Consider the following 15,816-nt stretch of genomic DNA (forward strand, 5'->3'; position numbering starts at 1 on the left):
CGGCGGCTATTTACGCATCCCGCCGCTGACGGCGATGTCGTCCCCGGTCACGAACGACGACGCGTCGCTCGCCAGATACAGTGCGGGCCCCACGATTTCGCGCAGATCGGCCACCCGGTGCTGCGGGTTCATCCCGGCCAGCAGGTCCAGTGCTCCCGGGAAGGCCTGCTCGGCCTCGAGCAGCATCTCGGTCGCGAACGGGCCGGGGCACAGCAGGTTGACTCGCACCGCCCACGGCGACCACGTGTTGGCCATTGACACGGTGAGGTTGCGCAGCGCGGCCTTGGACGCGCCGTACACGACCGAGCGTTCGTGTGACGGACAGTAGCCCTCCATGGAGCCGACGTTCACGATGCTGCCGCCGCCGCCGTCGCGCATCACCGGCGCGATGCACTGGCTCATCCGCAGCGCGCCCTCGACATTGACGTTGAATACCTTGCGCCACAACTCGATAGAGACGGCGTTGACGTCTTGCACCGGCGGATTGATGCCGGCGTTGTTGAACAGCACGTCGATGCGCCCGTAGTGGCGGACGACCGCGTCGACGAAACGCGGTACGGCGTCCCATTCGCCGACGTGACAGGCGATCCCGACGGCTGTGCCGCCCGCCGCTTGGATCTGCGCCGCGACCTCGTCGCAACGGTCCTGCTTGCGGCTGGACACCACCACCGACGCGCCCGCCCCCGACAGGCCATCCACGATGGCGCGCCCGATGCCGCGGGTGGAGCCGGTGACCACTGCGACGCGGCCCGCCAGATCGAACAGCTGTTGCGGGACAGGCGAACCCGTCACTGCGGCGCCTCGATGAGGCCCTCGATGGTGGCGTGCAGGACGGACCTGCTGCCGTCGGGCAGTACCCGGCGGGCCACCAAAAACTCGCTGCCCATCCACCCGTGCCGGATGAACTTGCCGAAGCGCAGGCGCGTGCCCGGCGCCCCGCTGGCGGCGGGCAGCATCTTGATGCGCTCCAGCGCCTCCTTGACCGCGGGCCCGCTCAACGGGCGCGCGGTCGCCAGCGCCGTCATCATCAGCCGGCCGACGTCGTAGCAGTAGATCGGGAAGAAGTACTCGGGCCGCCGGCCATGCCGGCTTTCGAATCGGTCCAAGAACTCTCGCGCGATCAGGTTGCGCTCGTCGTACTGATCCAGCCCGATCCAGCCGGCCAGCTCGTGGCACCACCAGTCGGAGGTGGCGGCGAACTCGAAGGCCGTGGTGGTGTACCGGCGGGGCGCCCAGCCGACCGCCTCGAGCGCCTCGTTCATGCCGATGAGGCCCAGCCCGAATCCGACGTGCATGAGCGCGTCGGGCTTGTCAGCCGCCAGGGTGGCCATCGCCTGTCGCTTGTCCGCCTCCACTTGCGGGATGGCCACTTCCGCGGTGATCGTCAAATCGGCCTGCTCGCAGGCAAACCGGGCCGTCCGCAGGTATTCGCGGCCGATGAGGGAATCCTCGAACGCCAGCCCCACGGTGCGGCAGCCGTCCAGCACCGCCACGGTCGCCATGATGATGGGCTCTTCCTCCATCGAGCCGGCGGGCAGCCCGAACACCCACTCCCCCAACATGCTTTCGGAGGCGCCCATCGTGATGATCGGTACCTCGGCGGCCTTCTCGACGTGGGGCCGCAGCGCGACACCGTTCTCGGAGACCCACGGGCCGAAGATCACCAGGACGTCTTCGTCCAGCAGCTCGTGAAACGCGTCCCGCACCGCGCGAAACGTTCCGTTGGGCAGGCCCTGCACGGCGCGCACGACGAATTCGACGGGCCGCTCGAGGATGCCCCGCTGCAGGTAGTCGTCGGCGACCAGCTGCAGCGAGGGCAGGATGGTGTCGTCGAAGGCGCCGCCCTTTCCGAGGTAGTCGATGAGCAGTCCGACCCGCGCCGGGGTTACCTCTGCGGCCATGCGTGTCCTCCTGTGATCGACCCGGTCTTGGCCAGATCCACGATGCCCGGGGGTGCCGCGGTCACGTAGTCGATCGCGTGCACCGCGTGCATCGCCGTTGCCAGACAACCCATCTCGGTGCGATCCTCGCCGGCCGTGCCGAGCACCAGGTGGCAGCGCAGCGTCGGGGCGCCGTCGAATTCGATCTCGTAGCCCTCGGCGCTCGACCACTCGGGTGCGACGCCGCCGTCGAGCCAGGTGACATGCTCGACGACGATGGTCACCGGACCGCAGTCCGCGCGCACGCCCAGCTTCATGGCGGCCACGGTGCCCGCCGCGATGTCGCCCGCGGCGACGCGTAGAGCCGACGGGGTCACCGCGGTCTCCCGGAATGGTTGCACCGCAACGATTTCCACGCCCAGCGCCCGGGCCAGCACGCTGGCGGTAGCGAGGAACGCGCTGCCCGCACGTGCGGGGTCGCTCAGCAGCGGCGCCGTGGAGTGCGGCGACTGCCCGTAGCCCATCACGTCGACGAGGATCTCCCGGCTGGGATAGCCGGCATAGGAAAGGGATTCGCGCACCGTGATCGTGCCGCAGCCGGCCGACAGGCGGGCCAGCAGCGGTGCGACGGCCTCGCCCCAGAAACCGGGAAAGATCCCCACCCCCAGAAACGTGCTCCGGCCGCGCCGGCACGCCGCGTCGAGGTCCGCGGCGCGCGCCGGATCGAATGCGTTCACGTCGATGAACGAACTGCCGGTGGCGATCACGTCGATGCCCGCCATCAGCAGGTTGGCGACGTCGGCGAAGCAGTCGTCGGGATGCTTTTCGACCGCGCCCATGTAGAGCACGACGTCCGGACGGCTGCGTACCAGCCGCGCGTTGTCGTCGGTGGCCAGCACGCCGGTCGCGGGGCGTCCCGCCAGCGCCCCGGCGTCGACCCTGACCTTGCCCGGGTCGTAGACCCGCACACCGACCAGTTCCAGGGTGGGCGCGTCGATGAGGGCGCGCAGGGCGAGCCGTCCGGTGGTGCCGGTGGCCCACTGCGCGACCCGGGTCATACCGGCCACGTCAGCTGCAGGTCGGGGACGAAGCGCAGTGGGGGCCGGTAGCGCACCTCGTAGCCGGGGGCCAGCGTGTATTCCGGTATACGCCGGTGCCATTCGCGCAGCGCGATCCGCAGCTCGCGGCGCGCCAGGTGCGAGCCCAGGCAGCGGTGCGCGCCGCCGCCGAACGCCAAATGCCGGTTGCCGGCGCGGTCGAAGCGAACCGTGAGCGGGTCGTCGAACTCGGCGGGATCGAGGTTGGCCGCGCTGAGGTTGACCAGCACGTGATGCCCCGCGGCGACGACCTCGCCGCCCAGGTCGCTCTCCTCGCGGGCCCATCGCACCACCATCGGGACCGGGGTTTCCCAGCGCAGCAGCTCCTCGACCGCGTGCGGGATCACAGCCTCGTCGGCGACGATTTCGCGGCGGCGGTCCGGGTGCTGGGCCAGGTAGGCCCAGAAACAGGTCAGCGAGTCGGTGACGGTGTCGAGCCCGGCCGTCAACAGGACGAAGCAGGTGCCGAGCGCCTCGTCCCGGGACAACGGCTCGTCTTTGTCGGGGCCCACGAGTTCCGACAGGACGTCGTCGCGCGGGCTGGCCTCGCGGTCGTCGAGGATCCGATCGAAATAGGCGTAGACCCGCTGCGCGGTCTCGCGCTGGATCGCGGTGCGCTCCTGCGGCGTCGACTCCGGCGTTCCCGGATGCAGCAGCCCGTCGCGCATGCCCACCAGCGTGTCGAGCTCCCCCCAGGGCAGGCCCATCAGGCCGAGGAACACCGCCGACGGGAAGAGTTCGGCGAATTCGGTTGTGAAATCGCATGATCCGCGGTCGGCGAACGCGTCGATGAAGCGGTTGGCCCGCTCGGCGATGTCGGCCTCCTGGGCTTCCATCCGGCGCGGCGAGAACATGGGGTCGAGCAGCCTGCGGTAGCGCCCGTGGTCGGGCGGGTCGACGCCGAGCGGGATCAGGGGCCGGGTATTGCCCTGCTCGACGAGGTCGGCCGAGGAAAACACCTCGGGCTTGCCGAGCGTTTCGGTGGTCAGTTCCCGGGAGGCGACCATGACGCTGCCGTTCAGGCCGACCACGAGCTGGGTGGCCAGCGCATGGTTGGTGGGGTGCGGGTCGGCCGCGGACAGCGTCGCGCCGCCGGCACCGTTGACGAAGTCAAACCTGGAGACCGGGGCGTCGGCCCTTTTGGTGTTGGTGCTCAATCGCTTTCCTCCGAAAAGGGTGCAGGCTCCGGCTCAAGGTACCCCACCCCGCGCGGAAACGTCCAGATATACCTCTAGAGGTTTAACGGTGATGATTGAGATCGATCAGGGCATCCGCGCGCCCACCCAGCAGGGCTCGGCGCAACCGCCCCATGTGGGCGTTCCAATGCGCCTGCGCCCCTTCCCCGTCGCCGGCGTCGATGAGCTCGATCAGCTGCTCGTTCGCGCGAATGTTGCGGCGCCACGCGGTCTGCGGCTCCTGCCCCGTGCGCATCCGCACATCGGCAACGGCCCGGGTGATGACTTCGTTGAGCATCTCGCTGATGATGATCAGCGTCTGATTGCCCGCCAAATGGACGATGTCGCTGTGAAATTTGACCATGGCGTTGGTGCACGCCAGCGGGTCGTGCACGGTGCGCTTCTGCTCGACGATCACCTGGCGCAGCTGCGCCACGGCGCGCTGGCGCTGGCGCGAGGTGGCGATCATCCTCGCTGCGGCCGGCTCGATCACCGCGCTGGCCTCGAACACGTCGGCCAGCGCGACGCTGCGGGACTGCAGCACCAGCGCCGCCGCGCGCGCGGTCGTGCGCTGGTCGGGGCGGTGGACGATGACCCCGCCGAGTGCGCCGCGCACCACCGAGATCAGGCCCTCGGCCTCGAGTATGCGCAGCGCTTCGCGCAATGACGGGCGCGAGACGTCGAACCGCTCGATCAGGTCGGCCTCGGTCCCCAGCAGGTCGCCTTCGTCGAGGTCCCCGGTGATGATCAGCGCGCGCAGCTCGTCGGCGATCTGTTTGGGCTTGGCCACATCACTCCTCTGTCCGCCGTCCACTGCTTTACAAAAGATACATCTAGAGGTTTAGATTGCGCGAAACAACCCGACGGAGAACATGAGCAATCGTCTGAGCGGCAAGGTCGCCTTCATCACCGGCGCGGGGCGAGGCCAGGGCCGCGCGCACGCGGTCCAGATGGCAACCGAGGGTGCCGACATCGTCTGCATCGACATCTGCGAGCAGATCGAGTCCAACAACTACCCCCTCTCGACGATCGAAGATCTGGAGACTACCTCCAAACTCGTCGAGAACCTCGGCCGGCGTTGCATCGCGGTCAAGGCGGATGTGCGGGAGCGCGATCAGCTGCGAAAGGCATTGGAGGAAGGTGTCTCCGAGCTCTCCCGGCTGGACATCGTCGTCGCCAACGCCGGCATCCTGCCGATGGCGATGGGCGACCCGCTGCCGTCGGATTTCGTCGACGCGACCGACGTCGACCTGCTCGGCGTGCTGAACACCGTCGCGGTGTCGCTGCCCCACCTGGCCGACGGCGGGTCCATCATCGTGACCGGATCGACGGCAGGCATGATGCCGGCTACTACGACCAATCCGCTGATGGGACCCGGCGGCGCCGGCTATGCGTGGGCCAAGAACACCCTGATCGGATACGTCGAGCAGATGGCATTGCACCTGGCGCCCAAGATGATTCGGGTGAACGCCATTCATCCCACGAACTGCAACACGCATCTGCTGCACAACGATGCGCTCTACGCGGTGTTTCGCCCCGACATGCGGACGCAAAAGCCGACCCGCGCCGATGTGGAGCCCGCCTTTACCCACTTCCAGGCGATGCCGATCCCCTACATCGAGCCCGAGGACATCGCCAACCTCGCCGTCTTCCTCGCCAGCGACGAGTCGCGCTACGTCACCGGGCAACAGATCCGGGTGGACGCGGGCGCTCTGCTGAAGTTTCCGGACGGCCCGGCGTGACGGCCCGCGTGATCCAGTGGGCGACCGGCCCGGTGGGCTCGGCGCAGCTGCGCGAAATCATCGACAACCCCGACCTCGAACTGGCCGGCGTGTTCGCCTACGGCCCAGCCAAAGTCGGGGCCGATGCCGGCACGCTGGTCGACCGGCCGCCGACCGGCGTCACCGTCACCGGCGACAGGTCGCAGATCCTGGCGCTCGACGCCGACGTGGTCCTGCACGCCGCCTCGAAGGCCGTGCGCGACAACACCAACACCGACGACATCGTCGACCTGCTGGCCAGCGGCAAAAGCGTGATCACCACCACCAGCTACAGCCACCTGCCCACCTACGGCCCCGACGTACAGCGGCGAATCCTGGACGCGTGCAAGCAATCGGGAGCGCGGTTTCACGCCGCCGGCGAGCATCCCGGGTTCATGTTCGAGCGGCTGGCCGCCACCCTCACCGGGCTCTCGCAGCGGGTGGACCGGATCACCATCTCGGAGTTCGTCGACTGCTCGGCGGTGACGGAAAAGGGCATGCTCGTCGACCTGATGGGTATGGGCAAGGACCCCGCGGAGATCACCGTGGACGCGCCGATGTTCCGCGCGGTCTCGATACAGTACGAGCAGGCCCTGACGTCGACCGCCGACATCCTGCACCTGGAGATCGACGAGGTCCACCCGAGCATCGAAACCGCCACCGCCGACCACGACGTGCCGGTCGCGTTCGGCGTCCTGGCTGCCGGTACCGTTGTCGCCCAGAAGCTTTCGTGGACGGCCTACCGCCGCGGCGCCCCGGTGCTAATCGCCGAGGAATACTGGACCGTCACCCGCGACGTCGTCGACTGGCCAGACCTCCCCGACGAGCTGTTCCTGGTGCGCGTCCGGGTCGACGGGGCACCGCCGATGCGGCTGGACCTCAACATCGACAACACCCCGGCCGAGGGCGGCACGCCCGGCGGCATACTCGCGGTCGCCATGAGCGCGGTGCGGGCCATTCCCTATGTGCTGCAGGCGCCCCCGGGCGTCGTCACCGCGCCGGTGTTCGGCGCCTACCGCTGGCGCTAGCACCTTTGAGTGTGCGCTGCGGGTTTTGAGTGTGCGCTGGCGGCGGGGTTTATCGGCGTGTCGTCGCCCTGAGCGCACTGCGAAAGCCAAAGCCGCACGGCGGAAGCCACAGCCGCACCACGAAAGCCGCTAGTCGACCCGGGTGGCGTGCACTTCCCAGAACGGGGCATGCACCCGGCCGTCGACCAGCCAGGGTTCCATCGAGCGGAATCGCTTCAGCATGTCCTTCACCCGGTCAGCCATGTCGGGATTGCGCGCCGCCATCATCTCGATCTGCTCGGCGCTGATGTTGACCTGGTAGGTGGTCGTGCCCAGGTAGGTGATCTCCCAGCCGCCGGCCGGGAGCACATCACGAAAGTCCTTCTCGGACAACGACCGCATCATCGTGAAGCCGTTGACGTCGTGGGCGCCGAACTCGAACATGTACAGCCGTGCCCCGGGCTTGGTGGCGCGGTGCAGGGCCCGCGCGTACGCCTGCGCAAGCTCGGGCTCGCTGCTGAAGGTGTGGTAGAAAGCGCAGTCGACGACGGTGTCGAACCGGTTCTCCAGACCCTCCAGCTTGATGGCGTCGGCTAACTCGAAATTGACTGATACGCCGGCCTTTTCGGCATTCTCGCGGGCCCGGTCCAACGCGGTTGCCGACCCGTCGATGCCGGTCGCCGCGTAGCCTGCCGACGCGTAGTAGATCGCGTGGTGACCGGGGCCGGTGCCCGGGTCGAGCACCTCGCCCTTGATCGCGCCGAGCGCGACCAGCTGCTGGACCACCGGCTGCGGGCCGCCGATGTCCCAGGGCGTGGCGGCGGGCAGGCCGTGCGAGGTCCGCTCGTCGCGGTACATCTGATCGAAGCGGGTGGGATCGTTGGGATCGAATTCGGTTGTCACGGCAGGGAATTGACCAGCTGCTCGACTGCCACCCGCGGCCCGGTGAAGAACGGCGTCTCCTCGCGGGTGTGCCTGCGGGCATCGGTGGCGCGCAGCTCGCGCATCAGGTCGACGATGCGGTGCAGCTCGGGCGCCTCGAAGGCCAGGATCCACTCGTAGTCGCCGAGTGCGAACGCCGGCACCGTGTTGGCGCGCACGTCCTTGAACTCGCGGGCCGCCATGCCGTGCTCGGCGAGCATGCGGCGGCGTTCCTCGTCGGGCAGCAGGTACCACTCGTAGGACCGCACGAACGGATACACGCAGATGTAGTTGCCGGCTTCCTCGCCGGCCAGGAACGCCGGGATGTGGCTCTTGTTGAACTCCGCCGGGCGGTGCAGCGCGACGCTGCTCCACACCGGCGCGCTCACCTGGCCCAGGGTGGTGGTGCGGCGGAAGTCGGCGTAGGTGGCCTGCAACGCCTCGACGCGCTCGGCGTGCGTCCAGATCATGAAGTCGGCGTCGGCCCGCAGGCCCGCGACGTCGTACAGGCCGCGCAACACGACGCCGCCTTCTTCCTGCTGCTTGAAAAACCGGGCCGTTTCGTCGATGACGGCGTCACGCTGTTCACCCAATTCGCCGGGCTCCACCGAAAACACCGAAAACATCAGGTAGCGGATCGTCGAGTTCAGGGCGTCAAAGTCGATCTTGGCCATGGGACCTATCGTGCCACTTCCGCGTCTGAGTCCTCGGTGGCCCTGATCACACGCTCGGCGGCGCGGCCGGCCGCCCCGATGCACGCCGGGACGCCGATCCCGTCCAGGTAACTGCCGGCCACGGCCAGCGTCGGCGGCAGGCCGTCGCGGATCTCGGCCACCAGGGCGGCGTGGCCCGGCCCGTACTGCGGCATCGCGTCGATCCAGCGCCGCACGCGGGCGTCGACGGGGTCGATGCCCAGCCCGAACACGGCCCTCAGGTCTTCGGCCGCCCACGCCAGCAGCTGCTCGTCGGTGGCGGTGGCGGCCAGGTCGTCGCCGAACCGCCCGAACGACAGCCGCAGGTACTGCACCCCCGATTCCGGGCCGGGCACACCCCATTTGCGCGACGACAGGGTGATCGCCTTGGCGTGCAACGGCTCGCCGGTGGCCACCAGCACACCCGAGCACTCCGGGAAGGCGGTGTCGCCCGGGACCGCGAGCGCCAACACGACCGCCGATGCGCTGGTGACCCGGGCCGCCGCCGCGCCGCTGTCCGGGGCCACCGCGGAAATCAACGGGGCCAGCCGCGGGGCCGGAATCGCCAGGATCACCGCGTCGGCGCTCCACTGCGTCCCGGCGTCGTCGCGCAGCGTCCAGCCGCGCCCGGCCGGCTCGAGCGATTGCACCGCGGCGCGCACCCACTTCGGCCGGCCGCGCTCGACGAGCGCGTCGATCAGCACCTGGTAGCCGCCGTCGAGCGCACCGAACACCGGCGCGCCGATGGCCGGCGGCAAGCCCACGCGGACCGCCTCGGTCAGGCTGGCCGCGCCGCGATCGAGGGCCGCCGCCACGCTGGGGGCCGCCGCGCGCAGCCCGATCGTCGCCGCCGAGCCCGCGTACACCCCGCTGAGCAGCGGGTCCACCGACCGGGCCACCGCCTGCTCCCCGAACCGGTCACCGACCAGCTCGGCCACCGCGGGGTCGCTGCCCGGCGACCAGCTCAGCGCGCGGGTGGGTTCGGCGTCGATCCGCGCGATCGTCGCCTCGTCGACCAGGCCGGCCAGCGACGCCGCCGACGACGGGATCCCGACGACGGTGTTCGACGGCAGCGGGTGCAGCTCCTGCCCGCTGTAGATCAACGGGCGGGCACCGGTGGTACTCAGTTGGCGCTCCGCCAGGCCCAATTCGGCCAGCAGCGCCGGCATCTCGGGGCGCCGCCGCACGAACGCCTCGGCACCCAGGTCCATCGGCCGGCCGGCCACCGGCTCGGTGCGCAGGATCCCGCCGAGCTTCTCGCCCGGCTCGAACAGCGTGATGCTCGCGTCGTCGCCGACCGCCTGGCGCAGCCGGTAGGCCGCCGTCAGTCCCGAAATGCCGCCGCCCACAACACAATACGAGCGCGGACTCATAGTGAGTGGACCAGCGACACCAGGTCGGTCAGCACGCCGGGGTCGGTCTCGGGCAGCACCCCATGGCCCAGGTTGAAGACGTGGCCGGACGCGCCGGCGTCCACCGCGCGGCGCCCGTCGTCGACGACCGCGCGTGCGGCGCGTTCCACCGCCGGCCAGCCCGCCAGCAGCACCACCGGGTCGAGGTTGCCCTGCAGCGCCCTGCCGGACCCCACCCGGGCTGCCGCGTCGGTCAGCGAGGTTCGCCAATCCACCCCGACGACCGTCGCGCCCGCCTCGCCCATCGCGCCCAGCAGCTCGGCCGTCCCAACCCCGAAGTGCGTCATGGGGATGCCGTATTCGGCCAGGCTGGCGAACACCCGCGCGCTGTGCGGCAATACGTATTGGCGGTAATCGGCCAGCGACAGCGTCCCGGCCCACGAGTCGAATACCTGGATCGCGTCGACCCCGGCGTCGATCTGGCCGCGCAGGAACGCCACGGTCAGGTCGGCCAGCTTGGACATCAGCGCGTGCCAGCTCGCCGGTTCAGCCAGCATCATCGCCTTGGTGCGGGCGTGATTACGGCTGGGGCCGCCCTCGACGAGATACGAGGCCAGGGTGAAAGGAGCACCCGCGAAACCGATCAGCGGCACCTCGCCCAGCGCGTCGACCAGGAGCTTGACCGCCTCGCAGACCGGCTGAATGGCTTGCGCTTCAAGGGGTTTCATCGCGTCAATGTCGGCGTCGGTGCGTATCGGGTGCGCGATCACCGGTCCGACGTCCGGGACGATGTCCAAATCGATCCCGGCCGCGCGCAGCGGCACCACGATGTCGGAGAACAGAATCGCGGCGTCGACGTCGTGGCGGCGGATCGGTTGCAGGGTGATCTCGCAGACCATCTCGGGCTCGAAGCACGCCGCCAGCATGGCGTGGTTTTGACGCAGCGCCCGGTATTCGGGCAGCGAGCGGCCGGCCTGCCGCATGAACCACACCGGCACCCGGCCGGGTTTGCGGCCGGTGAGTGCGGCCAGGTACGGCGACTCCGGAAGTTCGCGGTGCGTGTGCGCAGGGGTGTTCATCAGCCTCAATGCTGCCACGGAGCGCGCAGGCCGGGCGCCGTGCCCGAAGCCGCTGCGTAACATCGACCACGTGCCAGTAGCGCCAGCGTCGGTCAACTACGACGAATTCCCCAGCCTCCGCTTCGAACTCGGCGACAAACCTGGTTCCGAAGGCGTCCTGACGCTGGTGCTGGACTCCCCCGGGCTGAATTCCGTCGGGCCGCAGATGCACCGCGATCTCGCCGACGTCTGGCCTGCGATCGATCGCGACCCAGCCGTGCGCGCCGTCCTGGTCCGCGGCGAGGGCAGGGCGTTCTCCTCCGGCGGCAGCTTCGACCTGATCGACGAGACCATCAACGATTACGAGGGCCGGATCCGCATCATGCGCGAGGCCCGCGACCTGGTGCTCAACATGGTCAACTTCGACAAGCCGGTGGTCTCGGCAATCCGCGGCCCGGCCGTCGGGGCGGGGCTGGTGGTGGCGCTGCTGGCCGACATCTCGGTCGCGGGCCGGACCGCGAAACTCATCGACGGGCACACCAAGCTCGGGGTCGCCGCCGGTGACCACGCCGCGATCTGCTGGCCGCTGCTGGTCGGCATGGCCAAGGCCAAGTACTACCTGCTCACCTGCGAGACGCTGGTCGGCGAGGAGGCCGAGCGCATCGGCCTGGTCTCGGCCTGCGTCGACGACGACGAGGTGCTGCCGACCGCGACCCGCATCGCCGGCGATTTGGCGCAGGGCGCCCAGAACGCGATCCGCTGGACCAAGCGCAGCCTGAACTCCTGGTACCGCATGTTCGCCCCCACCTTCGAAACCTCGCTTGGCCTGGAATTCCTCAGTTTCAGCGGCCCCGACGTCCAGGAAGGACTGGCCGCCCACCGCGAGAAGCGCCCGGCGCGATTCACCGGCGGAACAGGGACCTGACCAGCGCAAACGCGCGATTGTGGAGATCGTGAAGAGCCTTGGTAACGGCTTGGTCGCGACGGGTTTGGAAACCGGCGCGCCTGTCGCGGGGTGTTGGCCGATGGGTCTAGCGTCGGACGCTGTGACCCGCGCCTACGACGATGAGGAGCGGGAGCGACGAATAGGAGTGGCCGCAGTGACTTCAGCTGAACCGGCCCCATTCCGCGAGGCGGTCGCGGCCATGAACGCCGTCAGCGCCCGGCCCGAGATCGAGCTGGGCCCCATCCGCCCGCCGCAGCGCCTGGCGCCCTTCAGCTACGCGCTGGGCGCCGAGGTCAAGCATCCCGACCTCGAGATCGTTCCCGAGCGCTCCGAGGGCGACGCCTTCGGCCGGCTGATCCTGTTGTACGACCCCGAGGGCGCCGACGCCTGGGACGGCACCATCCGCCTGGTCGCCTACATCCAGGCCGACCTGGACTCCAGCGAGGCCGTCGACCCGCTGCTACCGGAAGTGGCGTGGAGCTGGCTGGTCGACGCGCTCGAGTCGCGCACCGACCAGCTCACCGCGCTGGGCGGCACCGTCACGGCCACCACGTCGGTGCGCTACGGCGACATCTCCGGACCGCCGCGCGCACACCAGCTCGAGCTACGGGCCTCCTGGACCGCGACGACCCCCGAGGTCGGCGTCCACGTCGAGGCGTTCTGCGAAGTGCTGGAGCACGCCTCCGGCCTGCCGCCGGTCGGGGTCACTGACCTGGGCTCGCGGTCACGCGCCTGATATGTGCGAACCGGCGGCCGATGCGTCCGGCAGCACTGAACCCGAACCCACCCCGCTACTTCATCCCGCCGAGGGGGTTCCCGAGCTTTCGGTCACCGTCCGCCAGATCGCGGCGGCCGCGGAATTCCTGGACGGCGGACACGGCCCGTTCGCGGTGGACGCCGAGCGGGCGTCGGGCTTCCGCTACTCCAACCGCGCGTACCTCATTCAGATCCGCCGGGCCGGCGCCGGCACCGTGCTCATCGACCCGGTCAGCCACGACGCCGACCCGCTGACCGCGCTGCAGCCGCTTGCCGAAGTGCTGGCCAAGGACGAATGGATCCTGCACTCCGCCGATCAGGATCTGCCGTGCCTGGCCGAGGTCGGCCTGCACCCGCCCGCGCTCTACGACACCGAGCTCGCCGGGCGGCTGGCCGGCTTCGACCGCGTGAACCTGGCCACCATGGTCGAGCGGCTGCTGGGATTCGGGTTGGTCAAGGGCCACGGCGCGGCCGACTGGTCCAAGCGACCGCTGCCCAGCGAATGGCTGAACTACGCCGCCCTGGACGTCGAGCTGCTGATCGAGCTGCGCAATGCGATCGCGCAGGTGCTGGCCGACCAGGGTGAAACTGATTGGGCTGCACAGGAATTCGAATACTTAAGGAGCGCGGGCGCCCGGGAGGCCGCGCCGGCGGTGCGCCGGGACCGCTGGCGGCGGACGTCGGGAATCCACAAGGTGCGCGACCGGCGCGGCCTGGCCGCGGTCCGCGAGCTATGGCTGACCCGCGACGTCATCGCCCAGCGCCGCGACGTCGCCCCGCGCCGCATTCTGCCGGACTCGGCGATCATCGACGCGGCCATCGCCAACCCGAAATCGGTCGAGGAGCTGGTGGCGTTGCCGGTGTTCGGCGGGCGCAACCAACGCCGTAGCGCCTCGGTGTGGCTGGGGGCGCTGCAGGCGGCCCGGGATAGCCGCAATCAGCCCGAGGATGCCGAGCCGCCCAACGGGCCGCCGCCGGCGGCGCGCTGGAGCCGGCGCAAACCCGAGGCCGCTGCGCGGCTGGAGGCGGCCCGGGCCGGGCTGGCGGAGGTGTCGCAGCGGGTGGGCGTGCCGGCCGAAAACCTGATCTCCCCCGACCTGGTGCGGCGATTGTGCTGGGACTGGGAAGCCGTCGCGGACCCGGTCACGGCCGTCGAGGACTTCCTGCGCGCCGGGCAGGCGCGGCCGTGGCAGCGCGAACTCGTGGTGGAAGCCCTTGCCAGGGCGGTCCAGCCGCCGGCCGAGGCCGCCGACTAGTCGAGGTGCTCGCGGATCTCCGCTTCGGACTCCGAACTGCTCAGCGCCGCAACCCAACCGGTGATCCGGCGGGCCACGTCCTGGTCGGTGAGGCCGAGCTCGGCCAGCACCTCGCCGCGCGAGGCGTGTTCGAAGAACTCCTGGGGCAGGCCGACGTCGCGGCAGTGCACGTCGATGTCCGCGCGCCGCAGCACGGCCGACACCGCCGATCCCACCCCGCCGTTGACGCCGTTGTCCTCGAGCGTGACGACCAGCTTGTGCTGCTCGGCCAGCTCGAGGACGCCGTCGGGCACCGGCAGCACCCAGCGCGGGTCGATCACGGTCACGCCGATGCCCTGGGTGTGCAGGCGCTTGGCCACCGCCAGTGCCATCCGCGCGAAATCGCCGACCCCGACCAACAGCACGTCGTGGTTGGACCCGCTGGCCGGTACCGAGAGCACGTCGACCCCGACCCGCCGCTCCAACGCGGGAATGTCTTCTCCCACATCGCCTTTGGGGAACCGTATCGCGGTGGGGCCGTCGTCGACGTCGAGCGCCTCGCCGAGTTCCTCGCGCAGCCGGGTACCGTCCCGGGGTGCGGCCACCCGGATGCCGGGCACGATGCCCAGCAGCGACAGGTCCCACATGCCGTTGTGGCTGGGGCCGTCGGAGCCGGTGACGCCGGCCCGGTCGAGCACCATGGTGACGGGCAGCTTGTGCAGCGCGACGTCCATCATGATCTGGTCGAACGCCCGGTTGAGGAAGGTCGAGTAGATGGCCACCACCGGGTGCATCCCGCCCATCGCGAGCCCCGCCGCCGACGTCATCGCGTGCTGCTCGGCGATGCCGACGTCGAACAGCCGGTCCGGGAACTGCTGCCCGAACGCCGTCAACCCGGTGGGCCCCGGCATCGCCGCCGTGATGGCCACGATGTCGCGGCGGGTGCGGGCGTGGCCGATCAGCGCGTCGGAGAAGGTCGTCGTCCAGCCCGGGCCCGCGATCTTGGTGGCCTGCCCGGTGATCGGGTCGATCGGGACCGTCGAATGCATCTGCTCGGCCTCGTCGGCCTCGGCGGGCGCATAGCCCATGCCCTTGCGGGTGGCGACATGCACGATCACCGGGCCGCCGAAGCCGCGCGCGTGGCGCAGCGCGGCCTCCACCGCGCGCTCGTCGTGGCCGTCGACCGGGCCCACGTATTTCAGCCCCAGGTCGGTGAACAACAGTTGTGGCGACAGCGAGTCCTTGATGCCGGCCTTGACGCTGTGCATGAAGCGGTAGGCGATCTTGCCGAACAGCGGCATGGACCGGACCACGTCGCGGCCCTTCTCCAGCACCTGTTCGTAGGCCGGCTGCAACCGCAGCGTCGCCAGGTGGTCGGCGACGCCGCCGATCGTGGGCGCGTAGCTGCGGCCGTTGTCGTTGACGACGACGATCACCCGGCGGCGGGAGGCGGCGATGTTGTTCAGCGCCTCCCAGCACATGCCGCCGGTCAGGGCGCCGTCACCCACGACGGCGACGACGTGCCGGTTGCGGTGGCCGGTCAGCTCGAACGCCTTCGCCAGCCCGTCGGCGTAGGACAGGGACGCGCTGGCGTGGCTGGACTCGACCCAGTCGTGCTCGCTCTCGGCGCGCGACGGGTATCCCGACAGCCCGCCCTTCTTACGCAGGTTTTCGAAGTCGTGGGAGCGGCCCGTCAGCATCTTGTGCACGTAGGCCTGGTGGCCGGTGTCGAAGATGATCGGATCGTGTGGAGAATCGAACACCCGGTGCAGCGCCAGCGTCAGCTCGACGACCCCGAGATTCGGCCCCAGATGCCCGCCCGTGGCAGCCACCTTGTGAATCAGGAACTCGCGAATCTCTGCCGCCAGATCGCGTAGTTGCTGTTGGGAAAGGTGCTGCAGATCAGCGGGCCCACGGATCTGTTCCAGCATTGGGCC

At 69.8% G+C, this 15,816-nt stretch carries 15 protein-coding genes; 5 read left to right on the forward strand and 10 right to left on the reverse strand.

Features of this window, described 5'->3' with window-relative positions; translation table 11 throughout:
• Positions 1-6: 6 nt before the first annotated feature.
• From MRAB57_RS26090 to MRAB57_RS26110, 5 genes are all read right to left on the reverse strand, one after another.
• Positions 7-792 (reverse strand): SDR family NAD(P)-dependent oxidoreductase, encoded by a 786-nt coding sequence (locus tag MRAB57_RS26090; RefSeq protein WP_077089913.1) that lies wholly within the window; start codon positions 790-792, stop codon positions 7-9.
• Positions 789-1,901 carry an ABC transporter substrate-binding protein gene (locus tag MRAB57_RS26095; protein WP_077089914.1) on the reverse strand — a complete coding sequence of 371 codons (1,113 nt, stop codon included), beginning with the start codon at positions 1,899-1,901 and terminating at the stop codon, positions 789-791. The genes MRAB57_RS26090 and MRAB57_RS26095 overlap by 4 nt, the downstream gene beginning before the upstream one ends.
• A complete protein-coding gene (locus MRAB57_RS26100) occupies positions 1,886-2,938 on the reverse strand; it encodes a dihydrodipicolinate reductase (RefSeq protein ID WP_077089915.1) in 1,053 nt (350 codons plus the stop codon). The genes MRAB57_RS26095 and MRAB57_RS26100 overlap by 16 nt, the downstream gene beginning before the upstream one ends.
• The gene (locus tag MRAB57_RS26105; RefSeq protein WP_077089916.1) at positions 2,935-4,134 is read right to left on the reverse strand and encodes a cytochrome P450; all 1,200 of its coding nucleotides are present in this window, start codon (positions 4,132-4,134) and stop codon (positions 2,935-2,937) included. Before MRAB57_RS26105 ends, MRAB57_RS26100 begins: the two co-directional genes overlap by 4 nt.
• Positions 4,135-4,216: 82 nt before the next feature.
• Entirely contained in the window at positions 4,217-4,942 is a 726-nt protein-coding gene (locus MRAB57_RS26110; protein WP_216823761.1) for a FadR/GntR family transcriptional regulator, read from the reverse strand.
• An 82-nt stretch (positions 4,943-5,024) separates the two neighbouring features.
• Here MRAB57_RS26110 and MRAB57_RS26115 point away from each other — a divergent pair, with 82 nt between their 5' ends.
• Positions 5,025-5,894, forward strand: coding sequence for a mycofactocin-coupled SDR family oxidoreductase (locus tag MRAB57_RS26115; protein WP_077089918.1), 870 nt, complete (start codon positions 5,025-5,027; stop codon positions 5,892-5,894).
• Positions 5,891-6,940 (forward strand): NAD(P)H-dependent amine dehydrogenase family protein, encoded by a 1,050-nt coding sequence (locus tag MRAB57_RS26120; protein WP_245836014.1) that lies wholly within the window; start codon positions 5,891-5,893, stop codon positions 6,938-6,940. The genes MRAB57_RS26115 and MRAB57_RS26120 overlap by 4 nt, the downstream gene beginning before the upstream one ends.
• 129 nt (positions 6,941-7,069) lie before the next feature.
• Here MRAB57_RS26120 and MRAB57_RS26125 read toward each other — a convergent pair whose 3' ends face one another.
• From MRAB57_RS26125 to hemE, 4 genes are read right to left on the reverse strand one after another with little or no spacing between them, the layout of a single operon-like run.
• Positions 7,070-7,822 carry a class I SAM-dependent methyltransferase gene (locus MRAB57_RS26125; RefSeq protein WP_077089919.1) on the reverse strand — a complete coding sequence of 251 codons (753 nt, stop codon included), beginning with the start codon at positions 7,820-7,822 and terminating at the stop codon, positions 7,070-7,072.
• Positions 7,819-8,514 (reverse strand): hydrogen peroxide-dependent heme synthase, encoded by a 696-nt coding sequence (gene hemQ / locus MRAB57_RS26130; RefSeq protein WP_077089920.1) that lies wholly within the window; start codon positions 8,512-8,514, stop codon positions 7,819-7,821. Before hemQ ends, MRAB57_RS26125 begins: the two co-directional genes overlap by 4 nt.
• A 5-nt stretch (positions 8,515-8,519) precedes the next feature.
• Positions 8,520-9,905: a protoporphyrinogen oxidase gene (locus tag MRAB57_RS26135; protein ID WP_077089921.1), complete on the reverse strand. Its 1,386-nt coding sequence runs from the start codon at positions 9,903-9,905 to the stop codon at positions 8,520-8,522.
• Positions 9,902-10,963: a uroporphyrinogen decarboxylase gene (gene hemE, locus MRAB57_RS26140; RefSeq protein WP_077089922.1), complete on the reverse strand. Its 1,062-nt coding sequence runs from the start codon at positions 10,961-10,963 to the stop codon at positions 9,902-9,904. The genes MRAB57_RS26135 and hemE overlap by 4 nt, the downstream gene beginning before the upstream one ends.
• A 70-nt stretch (positions 10,964-11,033) precedes the next feature.
• On the opposite strand from hemE, the gene MRAB57_RS26145 reads away from it, so the two are divergent.
• The 3 genes from MRAB57_RS26145 (at position 11,034) to MRAB57_RS26155 (ending at position 13,900) form a co-directional block, all read left to right on the forward strand.
• Complete coding sequence (locus tag MRAB57_RS26145; RefSeq protein WP_077089923.1) at positions 11,034-11,867, forward strand: enoyl-CoA hydratase/isomerase family protein; 834 nt, start codon at positions 11,034-11,036, stop codon at positions 11,865-11,867.
• 121 nt (positions 11,868-11,988) lie between these two features.
• Entirely contained in the window at positions 11,989-12,624 is a 636-nt protein-coding gene (locus MRAB57_RS26150; protein ID WP_077089924.1) for a DUF3000 domain-containing protein, read from the forward strand.
• Between the two features lies 1 nt (position 12,625).
• Positions 12,626-13,900, forward strand: coding sequence for an HRDC domain-containing protein (locus MRAB57_RS26155; RefSeq protein ID WP_077089925.1), 1,275 nt, complete (start codon positions 12,626-12,628; stop codon positions 13,898-13,900).
• On the opposite strand, the gene dxs is transcribed toward MRAB57_RS26155, so the two are convergent.
• On the reverse strand, positions 13,897-15,810 hold the full coding sequence (gene dxs, locus MRAB57_RS26160; protein WP_077089926.1) for a 1-deoxy-D-xylulose-5-phosphate synthase: 1,914 nt from the start codon (positions 15,808-15,810) through the stop codon (positions 13,897-13,899). The two genes, MRAB57_RS26155 and dxs, sit on opposite strands and share 4 nt — an antisense overlap.
• Positions 15,811-15,816 lie beyond the last annotated feature (6 nt).

Origin of the sequence: Mycobacterium rhizamassiliense (assembly GCF_900157375.1) — a bacterium.
GTDB classification, from domain to species: Bacteria; Actinomycetota; Actinomycetes; order Mycobacteriales; family Mycobacteriaceae; genus Mycobacterium; species Mycobacterium rhizamassiliense.

What these genes read in the sequence shown, in the direction of transcription:
- MRAB57_RS26095 (WP_077089914.1), bottom strand. Translation starts at nt 1,901, where the DNA reads ATGGCCGCAGAGGTAACCCCGGCGCGGGTCGGACTGCTCATCGACTAC.
- MRAB57_RS26100 (WP_077089915.1), bottom strand. Translation starts at nt 2,938, where the DNA reads ATGACCCGGGTCGCGCAGTGGGCCACCGGCACCACCGGACGGCTCGCC.
- MRAB57_RS26115 (WP_077089918.1), top strand. Translation starts at nt 5,025, where the DNA reads ATGAGCAATCGTCTGAGCGGCAAGGTCGCCTTCATCACCGGCGCGGGG.
- hemQ (WP_077089920.1), bottom strand. Translation starts at nt 8,514, where the DNA reads ATGGCCAAGATCGACTTTGACGCCCTGAACTCGACGATCCGCTACCTG.
- MRAB57_RS26135 (WP_077089921.1), bottom strand. Translation starts at nt 9,905, where the DNA reads ATGAGTCCGCGCTCGTATTGTGTTGTGGGCGGCGGCATTTCGGGACTG.
- hemE (WP_077089922.1), bottom strand. Translation starts at nt 10,963, where the DNA reads ATGAACACCCCTGCGCACACGCACCGCGAACTTCCGGAGTCGCCGTAC.
- MRAB57_RS26155 (WP_077089925.1), top strand. Translation starts at nt 12,626, where the DNA reads ATGTGCGAACCGGCGGCCGATGCGTCCGGCAGCACTGAACCCGAACCC.
- dxs (WP_077089926.1), bottom strand. Translation starts at nt 15,810, where the DNA reads ATGCTGGAACAGATCCGTGGGCCCGCTGATCTGCAGCACCTTTCCCAA.